Source organism: Promicromonospora sp. NPDC050262, assembly GCF_040655935.1.
In the GTDB taxonomy this organism is placed as follows: Bacteria; Actinomycetota; Actinomycetes; order Actinomycetales; family Cellulomonadaceae; genus Promicromonospora.
In genome coordinates, this window is sequence record NZ_JBFAKX010000001.1 from 421440 (window position 1) to 441113 (window position 19674).

At 70.6% G+C, this 19674-nt stretch carries 17 protein-coding genes; 11 read left to right on the forward strand and 6 right to left on the reverse strand.

Annotated elements, in window-relative coordinates:
- The first annotated feature begins 143 nt into the window (after positions 1 to 143).
- The 9 genes from AB0I29_RS01835 (at position 144) to AB0I29_RS01875 (ending at position 10918) form a co-directional block, all read left to right on the forward strand.
- Positions 144 to 1421 carry an extracellular solute-binding protein gene (locus AB0I29_RS01835; RefSeq protein ID WP_285104360.1) on the forward strand — a complete coding sequence of 426 codons (1278 nt, stop codon included), beginning with the start codon at positions 144 to 146 and terminating at the stop codon, positions 1419 to 1421.
- A 3-nt stretch (positions 1422 to 1424) separates the two neighbouring features.
- Entirely contained in the window at positions 1425 to 2315 is an 891-nt protein-coding gene (locus AB0I29_RS01840; RefSeq protein WP_357477330.1) for a sugar ABC transporter permease, read from the forward strand.
- Positions 2315 to 3211, forward strand: coding sequence for a carbohydrate ABC transporter permease (locus tag AB0I29_RS01845; RefSeq protein ID WP_357477333.1), 897 nt, complete (start codon positions 2315 to 2317; stop codon positions 3209 to 3211). Before AB0I29_RS01840 ends, AB0I29_RS01845 begins: the two co-directional genes overlap by 1 nt.
- Positions 3212 to 3263: 52 nt before the next feature.
- Positions 3264 to 4451, forward strand: a complete 1188-nt coding sequence (locus AB0I29_RS01850) for a family 1 glycosylhydrolase (RefSeq protein ID WP_357477336.1) — start codon at positions 3264 to 3266, stop codon at positions 4449 to 4451.
- 107 nt (positions 4452 to 4558) lie between these two features.
- Positions 4559 to 6124 (forward strand): glucoamylase family protein, encoded by a 1566-nt coding sequence (locus tag AB0I29_RS01855; protein ID WP_357477339.1) that lies wholly within the window; start codon positions 4559 to 4561, stop codon positions 6122 to 6124.
- 91 nt (positions 6125 to 6215) lie between these two features.
- On the forward strand, positions 6216 to 7844 hold the full coding sequence (locus AB0I29_RS01860; RefSeq protein ID WP_357477342.1) for an alpha-amylase family glycosyl hydrolase: 1629 nt from the start codon (positions 6216 to 6218) through the stop codon (positions 7842 to 7844).
- Positions 7845 to 7855: 11 nt separating this feature from the next.
- The gene (locus AB0I29_RS01865; RefSeq protein ID WP_357478108.1) at positions 7856 to 8734 is read left to right on the forward strand and encodes a phosphoribosylaminoimidazolesuccinocarboxamide synthase; all 879 of its coding nucleotides are present in this window, start codon (positions 7856 to 7858) and stop codon (positions 8732 to 8734) included.
- 49 nt (positions 8735 to 8783) lie between these two features.
- Positions 8784 to 10643, forward strand: a complete 1860-nt coding sequence (locus AB0I29_RS01870; protein ID WP_285104402.1) for a DEDD exonuclease domain-containing protein — start codon at positions 8784 to 8786, stop codon at positions 10641 to 10643.
- Positions 10637 to 10918 (forward strand): Lrp/AsnC ligand binding domain-containing protein, encoded by a 282-nt coding sequence (locus AB0I29_RS01875; RefSeq protein ID WP_253867636.1) that lies wholly within the window; start codon positions 10637 to 10639, stop codon positions 10916 to 10918. Before AB0I29_RS01870 ends, AB0I29_RS01875 begins: the two co-directional genes overlap by 7 nt.
- A gap of 27 nt (positions 10919 to 10945) precedes the next feature.
- Here AB0I29_RS01875 and AB0I29_RS01880 read toward each other — a convergent pair whose 3' ends face one another.
- The 6 genes from AB0I29_RS01880 to AB0I29_RS01905 form a co-directional block, all read right to left on the reverse strand.
- Positions 10946 to 12691: a cytochrome bc complex cytochrome b subunit gene (locus AB0I29_RS01880; RefSeq protein WP_357477345.1), complete on the reverse strand. Its 1746-nt coding sequence runs from the start codon at positions 12689 to 12691 to the stop codon at positions 10946 to 10948.
- Positions 12692 to 12867: 176 nt separating this feature from the next.
- The gene (locus AB0I29_RS01885; protein ID WP_285104348.1) at positions 12868 to 13497 is read right to left on the reverse strand and encodes a superoxide dismutase; all 630 of its coding nucleotides are present in this window, start codon (positions 13495 to 13497) and stop codon (positions 12868 to 12870) included.
- Positions 13498 to 13663: 166 nt separating this feature from the next.
- A complete protein-coding gene (locus tag AB0I29_RS01890; RefSeq protein ID WP_285104346.1) occupies positions 13664 to 15376 on the reverse strand; it encodes a cytochrome bc complex cytochrome b subunit in 1713 nt (570 codons plus the stop codon).
- A complete protein-coding gene (locus tag AB0I29_RS01895) occupies positions 15373 to 16443 on the reverse strand; it encodes a Rieske 2Fe-2S domain-containing protein (protein ID WP_285104344.1) in 1071 nt (356 codons plus the stop codon). Before AB0I29_RS01895 ends, AB0I29_RS01890 begins: the two co-directional genes overlap by 4 nt.
- Positions 16440 to 17219, reverse strand: coding sequence for a c-type cytochrome (locus AB0I29_RS01900; protein WP_285104342.1), 780 nt, complete (start codon positions 17217 to 17219; stop codon positions 16440 to 16442). Before AB0I29_RS01900 ends, AB0I29_RS01895 begins: the two co-directional genes overlap by 4 nt.
- A 105-nt stretch (positions 17220 to 17324) precedes the next feature.
- A complete protein-coding gene (locus AB0I29_RS01905; protein ID WP_108495698.1) occupies positions 17325 to 17978 on the reverse strand; it encodes a heme-copper oxidase subunit III in 654 nt (217 codons plus the stop codon).
- 178 nt (positions 17979 to 18156) lie between these two features.
- Between AB0I29_RS01905 and AB0I29_RS01910 the strand changes: the two genes are divergently transcribed.
- On the forward strand, positions 18157 to 18618 hold the full coding sequence (locus tag AB0I29_RS01910; RefSeq protein WP_357477354.1) for a hypothetical protein: 462 nt from the start codon (positions 18157 to 18159) through the stop codon (positions 18616 to 18618).
- Entirely contained in the window at positions 18615 to 19664 is a 1050-nt protein-coding gene (trpD, locus tag AB0I29_RS01915) for an anthranilate phosphoribosyltransferase (protein WP_357477357.1), read from the forward strand. The genes AB0I29_RS01910 and trpD overlap by 4 nt, the downstream gene beginning before the upstream one ends.
- Positions 19665 to 19674: the final 10 nt, after the last annotated feature.

Genomic DNA, 19674 nt, shown 5'->3' on the forward strand with positions numbered 1-19674 from the left:
GCCCATCCCGGCGCGTGCCCCTGCAAACCAAGCGGTCGAAGGCTGGAGGTCGGTTGACACCATCCGGCGGTCCGTCTAACCTCCCGGGGTCTTTCCGAGATTCGGCTTCGAAATTTCGGAAGCAGGTCAACAAAGGAGTGATCGTGAACAGGACACCTCGCCTCGCCGCAGCGGCGACGGCGTCGACCCTCACGCTGGCCCTCGCCCTGACCGGGTGCGGACGCAGCGACGAGGCCGGCACCACGGCAGACAGCGCCAGCAGCATCTCGGAGGGTCCCGCGACGGGCACCGTCGAGGTCTGGGCGATGGGCACGGAGGGTGAGCTGCTGCCCGAGCTCGCCGAGCAGTTCGAGGCCGACAACCCGGACGTCACCGTGAACGTGACGCCGGTGCCGTGGGAGTCGTCCACCGAGAAGATCAACACCGCCATCGCCACCGGCGAGGTGCCCGACGTCATGCAGGTCGGCACCACCCTGATGAGCGGCTTCGTGGGCCTGGACGGCCTGGCGCCCACGCCCGAGGACATCGACTCCTCGGCGTTCTTCCCGGGCGCCTGGGAGACCACCGAGGTCGACGGCACCTCGTACGGCGTGCCGTGGTACGTCGAGTCGCGCGTGCTGTACTACCGCACCGACCTCGCCGAGGAGGCCGGTGTCGAGGCGCCCGCGGACTGGGCGGGCCTCACCGACTTCGCGGCCGGGCTGCAGGACGCCGGGGCCGAGCACGGCATCGCGCTGCAGACGCGCGGCAACTCGACCGCGCTGATGTACTTCCCGTTCTACTGGCAGGCGGGCGGCGAGATCCTGGACGACGCCGGCGAGTTCACGCTCGACAACGACGCCCAGGTCAAGGCGCTGGAGTACTACTCCTCGTTCATGCGCGACGGGCTCGCCCCGCCGGTGCTCGTCGAGGAGGAGAAGGTGCAGAACTTCATCGACGGCAAGCTCGGCTCGTTCGTCTCGGGCCCGTGGGAGCGCGCCAACCTGCTGACCACCGCGGGTGACGACTTCGCCGACAAGTTCGGCGTGGTGCCGCTGCCCGCCGACGAGGCGACGGCGTCGTTCATCGGCGGCTCCAACCTCGCCGTCCTCGCGGACGCCGCGAACCCCGACTCCGCCTGGAAGTTCGTGCAGTTCGCCACCGACCCGGCCACCCAGGTCGACTGGTTCGGCATCTCGAACGACCTGCCGGCCGTCCAGGCCTCGTGGGAGGACCCCGCGCTGGCCGACGACGAAGCCGTGGCCATGTACCAGGGCGTGCTGGAGACCGCGCGCTCCACCCCCGCGATCCCCACCTGGTCGGAGATCGAGCACGAGCTCGACCTCATCATCGAGCAGACCATCGCGGGCGACCTGACCCCGGAGGAAGCCGCCGCCAAGATGCAGGAAGCGGCCACCTCGATCGGGACGGGCCTGGACTGACCCGTGGCCATCTCCGCACGCCGCCGCCGCACGGGCCTCGCCGCCTGGGGCTTCGCGCTGCCGTTCACGATCCTGTTCGCCGTGTTCATGCTGGTCCCGGTGGCGTCCTCGCTGTACATGGCGTTCACCGACATGCACGGCGCGGACCTCCGGACGCCCTGGGCCGTGAACTTCGTGGGGTTCGACAACTTCGCGGCCGCGCTGGCCGACCCGAAGTTCCAGCAGGCCGCCGGCAACACGCTCTACTTCGTCGGGGTGGCCATGCCGCTCACGCTCGGGGTGGCGCTGCTGCTGGCGGTCCTGCTGAACTCGGGCCTGGTCTGGTTCCGGTCCGTGTTCCGCGTGGGCTTCTACGCCCCGGTCGTGACGTCGATCGTCGCGGTGGCGGTGGTGTGGCGGTTCCTCCTGCAGCCCGACTTCGGGCTCGTGAACTCGGCCCTCGGCCTGATCGGGATCGACGGGCCGCGCTGGCTCACCGACGAGGTCTGGGCCATGCCGTCGCTGATCATGATGGCGACCTGGCGCAACGTCGGGTACTCCATGGTGATCCTGCTGGCCGGGCTGCAGGGCATCCCGCGCGACCTGTACGAGGCCTCGGCCATCGACGGCGCGGGCGCCGTGCGGCAGTTCCGGTCCATCACGGTGCCGCTGCTGCGGCCCACCCTGCTGTTCTGCGCCGTCATCACCGGCATCGGCTACCTGCAGTTCTTCGAGGAGCCGTTCGTCATGACGCAGGGCGGGCCGCTCGGGGCCACCAACTCGGTGGCCTACGAGGTCTTCAACCAGTTCGGGTTCGGAAACTACGGCCTGTCGGCCGCGATGAGCTACGTGCTGTTCGTCGCCATCGTGATCCTGTCCTACCTCCAGTTCCGCCTGCTCAGGACGGAGAAGTGATGACGGTCCTGTCCGAGCGGTCCGGCACGCGCCGCACCGCCCCGCGCCCCTCCGCCCCCAGCCGGCCCGCCACCCGCCGCTTCACGCCGCGCGCGATCCTCCTCAACGTCGTGCTCCTGCTGGGCCTCGCGGCCTCGTTCGGGCCGCTCGTGTGGATGATCGTCTCCTCGGTCAAGCCCGAGGGTGAGATCCGGCAGTTCCCGCCGACCCTGTTCCCCGAGCAGCCCACGTGGGACAACTACACCGAGCTGTTCGCGACGCTCGACTTCCCGCGGTTCTTCGCCAACTCGGTGGTCGTGGCGCTGGTCGTCACCGCCGGGTCGGTGCTGTTCAGCGCCATGGTCGGCTACGCCCTGGCCAAGCTCGACTTCCCCGGCCGCCGCGCCCTGTTCCTGCTGATCATGGGCACGCTGATGGTCCCCGGCATGGTCACGTTCGTGCCGCTGTTCGTGCTCGTGGCCAACCTGGATCTGATCAACACCTACGCGGCGCTGATCCTGCCGTTCCTCGCCGCGCCGTTCGGCGTGTTCCTGATGCGGCAGTTCATGCTCGACATCCCGGACGAGCTGCTCGACGCCGCCCGCGTCGACGGCGCCGGCGAGTTCCGGACGTTCTTCGCCGTCGTGCTGCCGCAGACGAAGCCCGCGCTGGCGACGCTCGGCATCCTGACGTTCCTCGGGTCCTGGAACAACTTCCTGTGGCCCCTGGTCGCCGTCCAGTCGGCCGACAAGTACACGCTGCCCGTGGCGCTCGCCCTGTACTCCACGGGCCAGAACACCGTGCAGTACGGCCTGCTGGTGGCGGGCGCGACCGTCATCGTGCTGCCCATCCTCATCGTCTTCCTGGCCCTGCAGCGCCACATCGTGCAGGGCATCTCGACCACCGGGCTCAAGTAGCCGCACCGCCCAGCCCCACCACGCCAGCCGCACCACCCGAGGAGTTTCTTCCGTGACCGAACAGATCACGCTGCCCACCGCACCCGAGTTCCTGTGGGGCGCCTCGACCGCCGCGCACCAGATCGAGGGCGGCAACACCAACAGCGACTGGTGGGCCAAGGAGCACGTCGCCGGGTCGCTGTGCGCGGAGAGCTCCGGCGACGCCGTCGACAGCTACCACCGCTACCCGGAGGACATCCGGCTGCTGGCCGACGCCGGCCTGAACGCCTACCGCTTCTCGATCGAGTGGGCGCGGATCGAGCCGGCCGAGGGCGAGTTCTCGCGGGCGCAGCTCGACCACTACCGGCGGATGATCGACACCTGCCTGGAGGCGGGCGTGACGCCGATGGTGACGCTCCTGCACTTCACGCTCCCGCGGTGGTTCGCCGAGCGCGGCGGCTGGTTCGCGCCCGACGCCGTCGACCTGTTCAGCCGCTACGTCGAGACGGCCAGCCAGATCCTGGGCGACGTCCGCCACGTGGTGACCATCAACGAGCCCAACATCACCTCGATGATGCTCGGCGCGAGCCGGCGCACCAACCTGGACGCCGCCGGGCTCGCCGCCCCGGACCAGGCCGCCTCCGAGATCCAGGCCACCGCTCACCGGCGCGCCGTCGACATCCTGCACGGGCTGGGGCACGTCAAGGCCGGCTGGACCATCGCGAACCAGGTGTTCCAGGCGGCACCCGGCGCCGAGGAGGCCCGCGACGCCTACGCCTATCCGCGCGAGGACTTCTTCCTGGAGGTCGCGCGCGGCGACGACTTCGTGGGCGTGCAGAGCTACCTGCGCACCATCATCGGGGCGGACGGCGAGCCCATCCCCTTCGGCGACGACGTCGAGAAGACGCTGACCGGCTGGGAGTACTACCCGCAGGCGCTCGGGGAGGCGCTGGAGTACACCCACAAGTTCACCGGCGGCGTGCCGATGATCGTCACCGAGAACGGCATGGCCACGGCCGACGACGCCCGCCGCATCGATTACACGACCGGCGCCCTGCAGGGCATGGCCCGCGCGATGTCCGCGGGCTGCCGGGTGGACGGCTACCTGCACTGGTCGCTGCTCGACAACTACGAGTGGATGAGCGGCTTCCGGCCCACGTTCGGGCTGATCGCCGTGGACCGCACCACCTTCGAGCGCACGCCCAAGCCGAGCCTCGCGTGGCTCGGCAAGGTCGCGCGCACCGGAGAGCTGCCCGCCTGACCCGTCCGGCACCGCCGGACAGATGCACCACTGGACCGCTGGACCGCTGGACCGCACAGCACTGCCCCGAACTGTCACGACTACGACGACGTAGAAGGAGACACACCATGAGGAGAATTCGGACAGCGGTCGCCACCGCCGCCGTCGCCGCGCTGGCGCTCACCGCCCTCCCGGTGAGCGCCACCGGCGCGGCGCCGGACCGGGGCGCGGCCCCGGCCGAGGCCGAGGCCGCGGGCACCGCCCAGGACCGCCGCCAGCTCCGCACCTGGGCCGCCGACACCTGGCGCTCGTTCGAGGCGCTGGTCGACGAGGAGACGGGCCTGCCCGACGACAACATCGGCGGCGACCTGGACCCGGCCAGCCGGGGCGGCTACACCTCGCCGACCAACATCGGCGCGTACCTCTGGAGCACCGTCGTGGCCCGCGACACGGGCCTGATCGGGCGCACGGAGGCCCGCGAGCGCCTGGCCACCACGCTGCACACCGTGGCCGGGCTGGAGAAGCACGAGCCCAGCGGCATGTTCTACAACTGGTACGACCCAGCCACGGGCGCCAAGCTCCTGACGTTCCCCACGAGCGGCGACCCGATCAAGCCGTTCCTGTCGAGCGTGGACAACGGCTGGCTCGCCACGGGCCTGCTGCTGACGAGCCGCGCGGAGCCGTCGCTGGCCGACGAGGCGGACGCCGTCCGCGAGGCCATGGACTTCGGCTGCTACTACGACGCGGCGCAGAACCAGATCCGGGGCGGGTTCTGGGACGTCGACCCGCAGGAGACCGCGCCGGTGGCCGGCGACTACTGCGAGATGGGCGCCGACGTCTGGTACACGGGCCACCACTACGGCGCGTTCAACACCGAGCCGCGGATCGCGTCCTACCTGGGCATCGCCGAGGGGCAGATCCCGGCGGAGCACTACTTCGGCACCTACCGGACGTTCCCCGACACGTGCGACTGGTCGTGGACCGAGACCCGGCCGGTCGGCGGGTGGGCCGAGTACCTGGGGGTGCCGGTCTTCGAGGGGGCACTGCCCTACCGGGGCATGCGGGTGGTCCCGACCTGGGGCGGCAGCATGTTCGAGGCGCTCATGGTGCCGCTGTTCGTGCCCGAGGAGAAGTGGGGTCCGCGGTCGTGGGGCCGCAACCACCCCCTGTACGTGCAGGGGCAGATCGAGCACGGCCTGCGCGAGGCGGACTACGGGTACTGGGGCTTCTCGCCGTCGAACAACCCGGCCGGCGGGTACCGCGAGTACGGTGTGGACCAGCTCGGGCTGGACGGGCCGGGCTACACCTCCGACCAGGAGCGCACGACGGTCGACCAGCCGTACGAGGGCTGCCGCGAGGGCTCGCCGGAGCCCACGGCGTACGGCGACGGCGTGGTGACCCCGCACGCCTCGTTCCTCGCCCTGCGGTACGCGCCGCGGGAGGCGATGACCAACCTGCGGAACATCGCCACCGACTTCGACGCCTACGGCCCGGGCGGCTTCTACGATGCCGTCGCCGTGCGCAGCGGCCAGGTCTCCCAGCGCTACCTGTCCCTGGACCAGGGCATGATCATGGCCGCGCTCGGCAACGAGCTGGCCGACGACGCGATGCGCCGCTACGTCGCGCCCGGCGCCCTGGAGCGCGAGGTGCGACCGCTGATGGCGATGGAGACGTTCGCCGTCGGCCGCGACTGAAACCCCCGACGTGTCAGACGCTCAGGTCACCGGAGTGACCTGAGCGTCTGACACGCTGGACCTCCCGCACCATCTACGAAGGGGTAGTTCCTTGGCCTCCGTCGACCTCGCCCCGCGCCTCGGGCGCACCGTGCTCTACCAGATCTACCCGCAGTCCTTCGCGGACGCGAACGGCGACGGGATCGGCGACCTCGCCGGGATCACCGAGCGCCTGGACTACCTCGCCTGGCTCGGTGTAGACGCGATCTGGCTCAGCCCGTGCTTCGTCTCGCCGTTCGCCGACGCCGGGTACGACGTCGCCGACTTCCTCACCGTCGCCCCGCGCTACGGCACGAACGAGGACATGGCGCGGCTGACCGAGGAGGCCGGGCGCCGCGGCATCTCCGTGCTGCTCGACCTGGTGGCGGGCCACACGTCGGACCAGCACCCCTGGTTCCGCGCGTCGGCCGACGACCCGGACGACCACCGGTTCGTGTGGAGCGACGTGCCCGCCGAGGGCTTCCAGCCCGGGCCGGGCGCACGCGGCGGGTACTACAAGCCCAACTTCTTCCCCGTGCAGCCCGCGCTGAACTTCGGGTACGCCCGCCTCGACCCGGCCGAGCCGTGGCGGCAGCCCGTCGACGCCCCCGGTCCCCTGGCCAACCGCGCGGCGCTGCGCGACATCATGGCGCACTGGTTCGGCCTCGGCGTGGCCGGGTTCCGCGTGGACATGGCGGCGTCGCTGGTCAAGGACGACCCCGGCCACGTGGAGACGGCCAAGCTGTGGCACGAGATGCGCGCGTGGCTGGACCGCGAGTTCCCGGGCCGCGTGATCATCAGCGAGTGGGGAGACCCGCGGGTCGCGGTCCCGGCGGGTTTCCACGCGGACTTCTTCCTCCAGTTCGGCGGGGACGACGACGGCCTGCCGCTGCGGTCGCTGTGGAACAACGGCGCGGGCACCGTCAGCCCGTCGTGGGGTGAGCTCGCGCCCTGGGCCGGAGCCGACGGGACCGGCGACGCCGCCACGTTCGTCCAGGCGTGGCGGGCCGCGACGGACGCCATCGCGGCGGCCGGCCGCGGCGGCGTGGTGGGCCTGCCGACGTCGAACCACGACTTCACGCGGCTGGTGGCGGGCCCCCGCGACGCCGAGCAGGCGCGCGTGGCGCACGTGCTCACCATGACGTGGCCCGCCATGCCGTCCGTCTACTACGGCGACGAGATCGGCATGCGGTACGTGCCGGGCACGCCGACCCTGGAGGGTTCCCGGCTGGGGCCTGCCTACGACCGGGCCGGCTCGCGCACGCCGATGCAGTGGGGCGACCTGCCCGCGGACCCGTACGGGCCCGGCAAGCCCGCGACGTCCACGTACCTGCCGCAGGACCCCGACCCGGACCGGCCGACGGTCGCCGCCCAGGTCGACGACGCCGGCTCGCTGCTGCGCCTGGTCCGCGACCTCATCGCGCTGCGGCACGACGACGAGCGCCTCGACGTGGCCGCGCCGGTCGAGGTGCTCGCCACCGGGTACCCCCTGGCGTACGTGCGCGGCGGCACGCTCGCCGTGGTGCTCAACCCGGGCCGCGCGGCCGTGGAGCTCCCGCTGGACGGCGCCGGGAAGGCGCGGCCGCTCGTCGCCCGGGGCCTCCGGGTCGAGGCGGGCGACGGCGCAGCGGGCGACGGCGGACCCGACGTCGTGCACCTGGACGGCCACGGCTACGCGGTGCTCGACCTGGCGGGCGCGTAGGGCGCACGACGCTGGTACGCGCACCGGTCCGGTGCGCGTACCGGGTTAACCTTGGGCCCGTGGAACTGATCCGGAAGGGCAAGGTTCGCGAGGTCTACGCGGACGGCGACGATGTGATCCTGGTGGCCTCCGACCGCGTGTCGGTGTACGACGTCGTGCTGCCCACGGCCGTACCCGACAAGGGCGCGATCCTGACCCAGCTCTCGCTGTGGTGGTTCCGCCAGTTCGCCGACCTGGTGCCCAACCACGTGATCAGCGAGGACGTGCCCGAGGAGTGGGCGGGCCGCGCGATCCGCTGCAAGAAGCTGGACATCGTGCCGGTCGAGTGCATCGCGCGCGGGTACCTCGCGGGCGGGGGGCTGGACAGCTACAACGCCACCGGCAGCGTGTCCGGCGTGGCGTTCCCCCCGGGCCTGGTCGAGGCCGACCGCCTGCCGCAGCCCGTCTTCACGCCGTCCACCAAGGCGGACGAGGGCCACGACGAGTACATCTCCGTCGAGGAGATCGCCAAGGACCTCGGCACGGAGACCACGGACCGGCTGCGCGAGCTGACGCTCGCGATCTACGACCGCGGCGCCGAGATCGCGCGCGAGCGTGGCGTCATCATCGCCGACACAAAGCTGGAGTTCGGGTTCGACGCCGACGGCGTGCTGACGCTCGCCGACGAGGTGCTCACCCCGGACTCCTCGCGCTTCTGGAAGGCGAGCGAGTACCAGCCCGGCCGCGGCCAGTGGTCCTACGACAAGCAGTTCGTGCGCGACTGGTCCTCGACCCTGACCGGCTGGGACCGCACCTACCCGGGCCCCGAGATCCCGGACGACGTGGTCAAGGAGACGCGCGCCCGGTACGTCGAGATCTACGAGCAGCTCACCGGCGAACGCTGGGCCTGAGCACTCTCGGCCGCCGCGGTGCCGGAGAGTGTCAGTGGCACGCGCTAGCGTGCACGCCGTGAGCACCGCGGCATCCGTCCAGCAGTCGGCCTACCAGGCCACCTTCGAGGAGCTCGGCACGCCGCTGCGTGACGTGACCTTCGTCGTCGTGGACCTGGAGACCACGGGGACCAACGCCAAAGAGGGCGGGATCACCGAGATCGGCGCGGTCAAGGTGCGCGGCGGCGAGGTGCTGGGCGAGTTCCAGTCGCTGGTCAACCCGGGGCAGCCGGTCCCCGCGTTCGTCGCCCGGCTGACCGGCATCACGAACGCCATGGTCGCCACGGCGCCGGACATCGCCCTCGTCCTGCCGAGCTTCCTGGAGTTTGCGCACGACACGGTGCTCGTGGCGCACAACGCGCCGTTCGACGTCGGCTTCCTCAAGGCGATGTGCGCCCGGCTGGACTACCCGTGGCCCGGGTTCACCGTCGTGGACACGGTGCCGCTGGCCCGCCGCCTGGTGACGCGGGACGAGGCGCCCAACCACAAGCTCTCCACGCTGGCGAACCTGTTCCACGCCACCGTCTCCCCCGACCACCGGGCGCTGGCCGACGCGCGCGCGACCGTCGACGTGCTGCACGCCCTCTTCGAGCGCCTCGCGCCGATGGGCGTCACGCACCTGGAGGACCTCGCCACGGCGGCCGACCCGGTGCCGCCCGAGGTGCGCCGCAAACGCCACCTGGCCGACGGCCTGCCCGAGTCGCCCGGCGTCTACCTGTTCCGCGGCCCGGGGGACGAGGTCCTGTACGTCGGCACGTCGGTCAACATCCGCAAGCGGGTGCGCTCGTACTTCACCGCCGCCGAGAAGCGAAAGCGGATCACGGAGATGGTGCGCATCGCCGAGCGGGTCACGCCCGTCGCCTGCGCCACGCCGCTGGAGGCCCAGGTGCGGGAGCTGCGGCTCATCACCGAGCACGCGCCGCGCTACAACCGGCGCTCCAAGTTCCCGGAGCGGCACTCGTGGGTGCGCCTGACCGACGAGGCCTACCCGCGCCTGTCGGTCGTGGGCGGCGTCGTACCGGGCGCCGCGCACATCGGCCCCTTCGGGTCCCGGCGCACTGCCCAGGAGGCCGTGCACGCCCTGCACGACGCCCTGAACCTGCGGCAGTGCACCGCCCGCATCCCGCTGGTCTCCAAGCGGCCCGGCAGCCCGTGCGCCCTGGCGGGGATGGGCCGCTGCTCCGCCCCGTGCGTGGCCACGGAGGCGCCCGACGCGTCCTACGCCGACGTCGCCGACGCCGCGCGTGACGCCCTCACCGGCGACCCCGCCCCGGTGGTGCGGGCGCTCTCCGACCGGATCGCGACGCTCGCCCACCAGGAACGCTACGAGGAGGCGGGCGAGGTCACCCGGCGCCTGCGCGCCTTCGTGCAGGGCGCGCACCGGGCCCAGCGGCTCGGGCCCCTGGCCAGGTGCGCCGAGCTGGTCGCCGCACGCCCGTCGGGGATCGGCGACGCCCCGGGCAAGCCCGGCGGCTGGGAGATCGTGGTGATCAAGCACGGCCGGCTCGCCGCCACCGACGTGTCGGCGCCGGGCGCCAGCCCGCTCCCCCTGGTGTCCGCCCTGCGCACGACGGCGGAGCACGTCGAGCCGCCCGTCGCCCCCGCGCCCGCCGCACACCCCGAGGAGACCGACCTGCTGCTCGCCTGGCTCGACTCCCCTGGCGTCCGGCTGGTGCACGTCAGCGACACCTGGGCGTGCCCGGTGCGCGCGGCGGGGGCGCACGCCGACCTGACCTGGGCGTCGGAGCGGGTGCGGACGGAGATCGCCACGGCGGAGGGTTCGGCCGACGCGGAGCCCTCCACGGACGGAACCGCCGTCGTCCCGGGACCCGAGAACCCGCGGCACGTGGATACGATGACGGCATGCTGACCGCGATCGTCCTCATCGACGCCGAGACGTCCCGCATTCCCGAGGTCGCGCAGGAGGTCGCGAACATCGACGGTGTGAGCGAGGTCTTCTCCGTGACCGGCAAGACCGACCTCGTGGCGATCGTGCGCGTACCCGAGCACGAGCAGCTCGCCGGCGTCGTGTCCGACACCGTGAACAAGGTGCCGGGCGTGCAGAACACCGAGACGCTCATCGCGTTCCGTGCCTTCTCCAAGGCGGACCTGGAGCAGGCGTTCGCCCTGGGGCTCGACGACTAGCTCGCGCCCCCGACCGCGGCTCCCCCGTTACCGCGGCTCCTCGCCCGGCCCCGCGGCGCCCTCTCCGGAGGTACGCGGCCCGGCCGTCCGCGGGCCGGACGTGCCCTGCCCGGCGGTGCCGGGCCCGACGGCCGCCGGGGTCCTGGCCTCGATCTCGTCGTGCTCGCCGTGCGAGTGGGCGGCCGCGAGCTCCGCGGGCCTGGCCGGCTCCACGCGGTCCTCGTAGAAGAACTCGGACAGCCGCTGCCAGCGCCGGTCGGACCGGTAGCCCTGGCGCCTGACACCGCGGGCGTCCGTCGCGGGTCTGATCTCCAGCGGCTTCGGGGACGTGTGCTGGGTGCGCAGCCACACCTCCTGCGGGTCCAGCGGGGTGTGCACCTCGACGTACTCGCCGTTGGCGAAGCGCACGATGCGGCCCGACTCGTGGCCGTGCAGCACCAGCTCGCGGTCCTTGCGCTGCAGCCCGAGGCACACCCGTTTCGTCACGAAGAACGCGAACACCGGCCCCACGAACAGGAGCACGCGCAGCACCCAGGTGATCGCGAAGATGCTCAGCGAGAAGTGCGTGGCGATGATGTCGTTCGTGGCGGCCAGGGCACAGACCAGGAACGCGACGAACAGCGCGACACCGATGCCGGTCCGCACCGGCCGGTTGCGCGGCCGGTCCAGCACGTGGTGCTCGCGGTGGTCCCCGGTCACGCGGGCCTCGAGGAACGGCCACGCGAACAGGATGGTGAACAGGATGCCCGGCACCACGACCGCCGGGATCAGGATGTTCATGCTCAGCGTGTAGCCGCCGATGACCCACTCCCAGCCCGGTCCCGGCATGAGCCGTAGGGCGCCGTCGACAAAGAGGATGTACCAGTCGGGCTGTGTGCCGGCGGAGACCGGTGCCGGGTCGTACGGGCCGTAGTTCCAGATGTTGTTGATCGCCATCGTGCCGCCCATGAGGGTCAGCACGCCGGCGATGATGAAGAAGTTGCCCGTCATCTTGGCCACGTACACCGGCAGGGCCGGGTAGCCGACGACGTTCCTGTCCGTGCGGCCGCCGCCCGGGTACTGGGTGTGCTTCTGCAGCACCATGAGGAACAGGTGCAGCGCGATCAGGGCGATCAGGATCCCGGGGATCACGAAGATGTGCAGGGTGAACAGCCGCGGGATGATGTGGCTGCCCGGGAACTCGCTGCCGAACACCAGGAACGACATGTACGAGCCGATCACCGGGATGGACTTGACCACGCCGTCGATGATGCGCAGGCCGTTGCCGCTCAGGACGTCGTCGGGCAGCGAGTAGCCGGTGAAGCCGGCCGCCAGGGCCAGGATGAGCATGGTCAGGCCGACCAGCCAGTTGATCTCGCGCGGCTTGCGGAACGCGCCGGTGAAGAAGATCCGGAACATGTGCAGCACGATCGAGCCGATGAAGATCAGGGCCGACCAGTGGTGGATCTGCCGCATCAGCAGACCGCCGCGCACCTCGAACGACATGTCCACGGTAGAGCTGAACGCCGCCGACATGAGCTGCCCCTGCATCGACGGCGGATAGTCGCCCTCGAACCGCACCAGCGCCATGGACGGCTCGAAGAACATCGTCAGGAAGAACCCGGACGCGATCAGCACCACGAACGAGAACAGGGCGATCTCGCCCAGCATGAAGGACCAGTGGTCGGGGAAGACCTTGCGCGCCAGCTCCTTGACCAGCACCCCGATGGTGGTGCGCTGGTCCAGGTAGTCGGCTGCCTTGCCGACGGCACTCGGACGCTGCTTCGTTGCCACGTCATCACCCCTGATTTCGGCGGCGCGGGCTCTACCGTTGACATCCAGTAGACACCGTGCCGGGCTTTGCTTCCACCCTCGCCGACGAATCAGGGCGCCGGAACGTGACACGACAGATCCGGCGCACCCGCGGGAGAAATCTCCCGGGGCGCGCCGGATCTGGTCCCGTCAGGCTGTCACGCCGAGGCGACGACGAGACCCGCGGTCTGCGTCTTCGCCCGCGCCAGGCGCTCGGAGACGTTGCTCCACGACACCAGGTTCCACCAGGCCTTGATGTAGTCCGGGCGGACGTTCAGGTAGTCGATGTAGTAGGCGTGCTCCCAGCAGTCCAGCATGAGGACCGGGGTGAGCGCGAAGGGGATGTTGCCCTGCTGGTCGAACAGCTGCACGACGACCAGCTTCTGGCCCACGGAGTCCCAGGCCAGGACGGCCCAGCCGGAGCCCTGCACACCGGCGGCGACGGCGGTGAAGTGCGCCTTGAACTTCTCGAACGAGCCGAAGTGCTCGTCGATCGCCGCGGCGATGTCGCCGGTCGGCTCGCCGCCGGCCTCCGGTGCCATGTTCGTCCAGAAGATCGAGTGGTTGATGTGACCACCGAGGTTGAACGCGAGGTCCTTCTCGATCTTGTTGACGCCTCCGAGGTTGCCCGTCTCGCGGGCCTCCTCGAGCTGCTCCAGGGCAGTGTTGGCACCCTTGACGTACGTCGCGTGGTGCTTGGAGTGGTGCAGCTCCATGATCTTGCCCGAGATGTGCGGCTCGAGCGCGGCGTAGTCGTAGGTCAGGTCAGGGAGCGTGTAAACAGCCATTGCTGAGGTACCTCCAGGATCGGTCCGCACACCGGACGGTGCGCAGGGGTGGGACGCCGTCCTGGTCGTGCGCCGGTGTGGTGCCCGCCGGGACGGCAATGGCCCGTGTCCCTGGCCGCAGATGCGGACCAGGAGACACAGGCCATCGCTTGGTGTCGCAGGTCGCTCAGTGCTCCCGCGAGGTGGTTCCCGCGCCTGCCTCGACGGCCTGGCGCTCGGAGCCGGACAGCTCGTCGTGCTCGCCGTGCGAGTGCGCGGCGGCGACCTCGGCCGGGGTGACGGGCGAGACGCGGTCCTCGTAGAAGAACCGGGACAGGCCCTGCCAGCGCTTGTCGGCGCCGTAACCCTTGCGCTTGACGCCGCGGGCGTCCGTCTTCGGGGCGATCGCCAGCGGGGCGGGCGCCTCGAAGTTGACGCGCAGCCAGCGCTCCTGGTCGTCGAGCGGGGTGTGCACCTCGATGTACTCGCCGTTGGCGAAGCGCACGATGCGGCCCGACTCGTGACCGTGCAGCACCAGCTCGCGGTCCTTGCGCTGCAGCCCGAGGCAGATGCGCTTGGTGACCCAGTACGCGAACACCGGCCCCACGAAGAACAGGACGCGGAACACCCAGGTGATCGCGTTGATCGACAGCGCGAAGTGCGTGGCGATGAGGTCGTTCGACCCGGCCAGGGCCAGGATGATGAACGCCGTCAGGAACGCGACGCCCAGGCCGGTGCGCGCCGGCTTGTTGCGCGGGCGGTCCAGCACGTGGTGCTCGCGGTCGTCGCCGGTCACCCGCGCCTCGAGGAACGGGTAGACGATCAGGAACGTGAACAGGATGCCGGGGATCACCACAGCAGGGATCAGCACGTTCAGCGGCAAGGTGTAGCCGAAGATGACCCATTCCGTGCCCTGGCCCGGCATCAGGCGCAGCGAGCCCTCCAGGAACAGCATGTACCAGTCCGGCTGGGCACCCGCGGAGACCGGCGACGGGTCGAACGGCCCGTAGTTCCACACGTTGTTGATCGACATCGTGGCACCCATGAGCGCCAGCACGCCGAAGACCATGAAGAAGTTGCCGGTCATCTTGGCCACGTACACCGGCAGCGCCGGGTAGCCGACGACGTTCTTGTCCGTGCGGCCGCCGCCCGGGTACTGGGTGTGCTTCTGCAGCACCATGAGGAACAGGTGCAGCGCGATGAGCGCCAGCAGGATGCCCGGCACCACGAAGATGTGCAGCGTGAACAGGCGCGGCACGATGTGGTGACCCGGGAACTCGCCGCCGAAGATCATGTACGACATGAACGAGCCGATCAGCGGGATCGACTTGACCACGCCGTCGGTGATGCGCAGGCCGTTGCCGCTCAGCACGTCGTCGGGCAGCGAGTAGCCGGTGAAGCCGGCCGCCAGGCCCAGGATCATGAGCAGGATGCCGACGATCCAGTTGATCTCGCGCGGCTTGCGGAACGCGCCGGTGAAGAACACGCGCATCATGTGCACCACGATCGAGGCCATGAAGATCAGGGCCGACCAGTGGTGGATCTGCCGCATGAGCAGGCCGCCGCGCACCTCGAACGACATGTCGAGGGTCGAGGCGAACGCGACGGACATGAGCTGACCGTGCATGGTCGCGGGGTGCTCACCCTCGTAGGTGGTGAGCGCCATCGACGGCTCGAAGAACATCGTCAGGAAGAATCCCGAGATGATCAGCACCACGAACGAGAACAGTGCGATCTCGCCGAGCATGAAGGACCAGTGGTCCGGGAAGACCTTGCGCGCGAACTCCTTGACGGCGACGCCGATGGAGGTGCGCTGGTCGAGGTAGTCCGCCGCCTTGCCGACGGTCGTCGTCGGCTTGGCCGGTGCCTCACGCTTGGTGTCGTGGGTCGCGGTGCTCACTTCAGGCGCTCCCAGAAGCTCGGGCCGATGGGCTCGGCGAAGTCGTCCTGCGCCACGAGGTAGCCCTCGTCGTCGACCGTGATCGGCAGCTGCGGCAGCCGGCGGTTGGCCGGGCCGAAGACGACCTTCGCGCTGTCCGCGATGTCGAACGTCGACTGGTGGCAGGGGCACAGGAGGTGGTGGGTCTGCTGCTCGTACAGGGCCACCGGGCAGCCCACGTGCGTGCAGATCTTCGAGTAGGCGACGATCCCCTCGTGCGACCAGGTCTCGCCCTCGGGCGACTGGTCCGTGCGGAGGTCCTCCGGGTTGAGGCGGACCATCAGGACCACGGCCTTGGACTTCTCGTTGATCCACTCGTGCGTGGAGCGGAACTCCTCGGTGGTCTCCGGGATCACGTGGAAGACGGAGCCGACGGTGACGTCGGCGGCCTTGATGGGCCGGCCCGAGGGGTCGATCGCCAGGCGCGTGCCGTTCTTCCACATCGTGTGCTTGAACTTGGAGACGTTCCAGTCGCCGCCCACGGAGCCGATCAGCGGTACCGCGATGGCCAGCGGGAACAGCGCCAGGGCACCGAAGAAGGCGCCCTTGAGCACGCCGCGGCGTCCGACGACGCCCGAGTCGGCGAGGCCCTCGTTCAGGTCCTGGACCGCGATGGCGCGGTCCTCCTCGTTCGTCGCGAGCGGGTGCCGCTCCTGGACCATCTCCTTGTCGCCCATGAGCGACTTGGCCCAGTGGATGCCGGCGATGCCGATGCCCAGCAGCGATACCGCGAGGCAGAGGCCGAGCAGCAGGGTCGACAGGCGGACACCCGAGGTGGTGCCGTCCGGCGGGACCATCACGTAGGCGACGATCGAACCGACCGTGCCCAGGATCGACAGGACGAAGAGGATGGTGACGGTCCGCTCGGCGCGCTTGGCGGCGCGCGGGTCGGTGTCCGTCAGACGGTGCTTGTGGTCCGGGACGCCCGGGTCCGGGAACCGCTCCGGGTGCCCGACGGCGGTACCCGCCTCGGGGGTGACCGTCACCTCGTGCGAGGTGTCGGCGGGGTTGTTCTGGTTCTCGCTCACGAGGACTTCGCTCCGATCCACACTGCGGCGCCGATGAGCAGGCCGAGGCCGATCACGAAGGCCCAGAGACCTTCGGACACCGGTCCGAGGGCGCCGAGCGCGTTACCGCCGGCCGAACCCTCGCGCTGCTCGACGAGGAACGACACGATGTCGCGCTTCTCGTCCGGCGTGATGTTCGCGTCGTTGAACACCGGCATCGACTGCGGGCCGGTGAGCATCGCCTGGTAGATGTTCCGCTCCGACGTCTCCCAGAGCGCGGGGGCGAACTTGCCCTCCGAGAGTGCGCCGCCGGCGCCCACGGCGTTGTGGCACATGGCGCAGTTGGTGCGGAAGAGGGCCATGCCGTTCGAGGGGTCACCCTGCGTCGGGTCGACCTGCTCGTCGGTCGGGATGGCCGGGCCGGCGCCCAGCGAGGCGACGTACGCGGCCAGCGCCGCGGTCTGCTCCGCGTCGAACTGCGGCGGCTTGGCCTCGGCCTGCGGGCCGTTCATCTGCATCGGCATGCGGCCGGTCGACACCTGGAAGTCGACGGCGGCAGCGCCGACGCCCACCAGGGACGGCACGCCGTCGGTGCCCTCGGCGTTCGCGCCGTGGCACGTCGCACAGTTGGCCTGGAACAGCTTCTTACCGGTCTCGATGTCCGCGGTGCTGACGGTCTCGGCCTTAGCCGTGCTCGGAGCCAGGGCGGCGTAGACGCCGCCCGTGGTCAGCAGCGCCAGCAGCAGGAGTACGACCGGCGCCAGCCGGTGGTGCCTGCGGGCGGCGAGTGCCTTCACGAAAATTTCCTCGTCTCGCTGTGAGTGTTGAGCTTCTCTGTTATGAACCTATGCCACCGCACGTGGCCGTGAGGCGCGGCTGCCCGGGGGCGACCGCGCGACCGGTCAGCGCAGCAGGTAGATCACCGCGAAGAGCGCGATCCACACCACGTCGACGAAGTGCCAGTAGTAGGACGTGACAATCGTGGTGGTGGCCTCGTGGTGACCGAAGCGCTTGGCGGCGAACGAGCGGCCGAGCACGAAGAGGAAGGCGATCAGACCGCCGGTCACGTGCAGACCGTGGAAGCCGGTGGTCATGTAGAAGACCGACCCGTACGCGCTGGACGAGATGGTCAGACCCTCGTGCACCAGCTCGGTGTACTCGAAGATCTGGCCGCCGATGAAGAACGCGCCCATGAGGTAGGTCATGGTCAGCCACTCGTGCATGCCCCAGGTCCAGAACTGGAAGAGCTTCCCGGAGCGCGACGGCTTGAACTGCTCGGCCTTGAAGACCGCCCACTGGCAGGTGAAGGAGGACAGCACCAGGACGATCGTGTTGATCGTGGAGAAGGTGATGTTCAGCTTGTCCGCCTGCAGCGCCCACTCCTCGGCCGGCATGGTCTGCCGGACGGTGAAGTACATCGCGAAGAGCGCTGCGAAGAACATGAGCTCGCTCGCGAGCCAGACGATCGTCCCGACCGAGACCGGGTTCGGACGATTGACTGTCACGTGCTGGTGCGTGGGGGTGGCTGCAGCCGTTGCGGTCGACACGACAGCCATTATGGCCGACGTTCGGGTGTCCCGAACGCCGAACCGTCACGGACGCTCGCGTCGAATCTCACAAAGTCCACTCAACGCCCTACCTGGGGCGTCTCTTGCTGACGCGATTCTGCAGAGTGCCATGAAAAGGGCGTGGACATATCTGCCGTCGGAGCGGGGTCTGTGCCACGATCGACGCATGACCGGCATGACGACGGAAGTGACCAGCGCAGGCACGAGCGGTACGCCCTCCCCCAGCGCGACGTCGAGCCCGCGAGTCCTCCTGTACAGCGACGACCGGACGGTGCGTGAGCAGGTACGCCTCGCCGTCGGCCCCCGCCTGCACGCGGGCGCGGCCGACATCGTGTGGGCCGAGGCCGCCACCGCGGCCGCCGTGGTGGACAAGGCCGACAACGAGACGTGGGACCTGCTCGTCCTCGACGGAGAGGCCGACCAGGCCGGCGGCATGGGGCTGTGCCGCCAGCTCAAGAACGAGATCTACGAGTGCCCCCCGGTGCTGGTCCTCACGGGCCGCCCGGCGGACGCCTGGCTCGCGACCTGGTCCCTGGCCGACGGCGTGGTGGCGCGCCCGCTCGACGCCATCAAGGTCCAGGAGGCCGTCGCGCGCCTGCTCGCCCCCTCGACGGCGGGTACCGCGTGAACCTCGAGGCACCCACCTGGTCCGGTCTGCTCGCCGGGCTCATGACCGGCACCGACCTGAGCCAGCGGGAGGCCCGCTGGGCGATGGACCGGGTGATGACCGGTGAGGTCTCCCCCGTCCAGCTCGCCGGCTTCCTCGTGGCGCTGCGGGCCAAGGGCGAGACCGTCGAGGAGCTCGCGGGCCTGACCGACTCCATGATCGAGCACGCGGTGCGTATCGACGTGCCCGGGCCGTCGGTGGACATCGTCGGCACCGGCGGCGACCGCGCGCACACCGTGAACATCTCCACGATGGCCTCCGTGGTCATCGCGGGCGCCGGCCTGCGGGTGGTGAAGCACGGCAACCGGGCGGCGTCGTCGTCGTCGGGCAGCGCGGACGTGCTGGAGGAGCTCGGCATCCGCCTGGACCACCCGCCGGAGCGCGTCGCGCAGATCGCGCGCGAGGCGGGCATCACCTTCTGCTTCGCCGCGGCCTTCCACCCGTCCATGCGCCACGCGGGCGTGACCCGCAAGGAGCTGGGCGTGCCCACGGTCTTCAACTTCCTGGGCCCGCTCACGAACCCGGCCCAGCCGCGCGCGGCCGCCGTGGGCTGCGCCGACGCGCGGATGGCGCCGCTGATGGCGGGCGTCTTCGCCGAGCGGGGCAAGTCCGCGCTGGTCTTCCGCGGGGACGAGGGCCTGGACGAGCTCGCCGCGACCGCGGGTGCCACGGTCTGGGAGGTGTCCGGGGGCACGGTCACCGAGCACCGCATCGACCCCGCCGACGACCTCGGCCTGACGCGCATCAAGGTCGAGGACCTGCGCGGCCACGACGCCGCCTACAACGCGGGCGTCGCCCGCGCCGTGCTGGCGGGCGAGTCCGGTCCGGTCCGCGAGACCGTGCTGCTCAACGCGGCCTCGGGCCTGGTCGCCGACGGCACGCTGCCCGGTACCGGCTCCGGCACGCTCGTGGAACGCCTCACCGCCGGCATCGGCCTCGCGGCCCAGGCCGTGGACTCCGGGGCGGCGCAGGCCACCCTGGAGCGCTGGGCCCAGGCCGCGAGGTAGCACAGCAGCG

Bases quoted from the DNA above. Each gene is read 5' to 3' on its own strand.
- AB0I29_RS01845 (WP_357477333.1), top strand. From the start codon at position 2,315: ATGACGGTCCTGTCCGAGCGGTCCGGCACGCGCCGCACCGCCCCGCGC.
- AB0I29_RS01855 (WP_357477339.1), top strand. From the start codon at position 4,559: ATGAGGAGAATTCGGACAGCGGTCGCCACCGCCGCCGTCGCCGCGCTG.
- AB0I29_RS01875 (WP_253867636.1), top strand. From the start codon at position 10,637: ATGCTGACCGCGATCGTCCTCATCGACGCCGAGACGTCCCGCATTCCC.
- AB0I29_RS01885 (WP_285104348.1), bottom strand. From the start codon at position 13,497: ATGGCTGTTTACACGCTCCCTGACCTGACCTACGACTACGCCGCGCTC.
- AB0I29_RS01905 (WP_108495698.1), bottom strand. From the start codon at position 17,978: ATGGCTGTCGTGTCGACCGCAACGGCTGCAGCCACCCCCACGCACCAG.
- AB0I29_RS01910 (WP_357477354.1), top strand. From the start codon at position 18,157: ATGACCGGCATGACGACGGAAGTGACCAGCGCAGGCACGAGCGGTACG.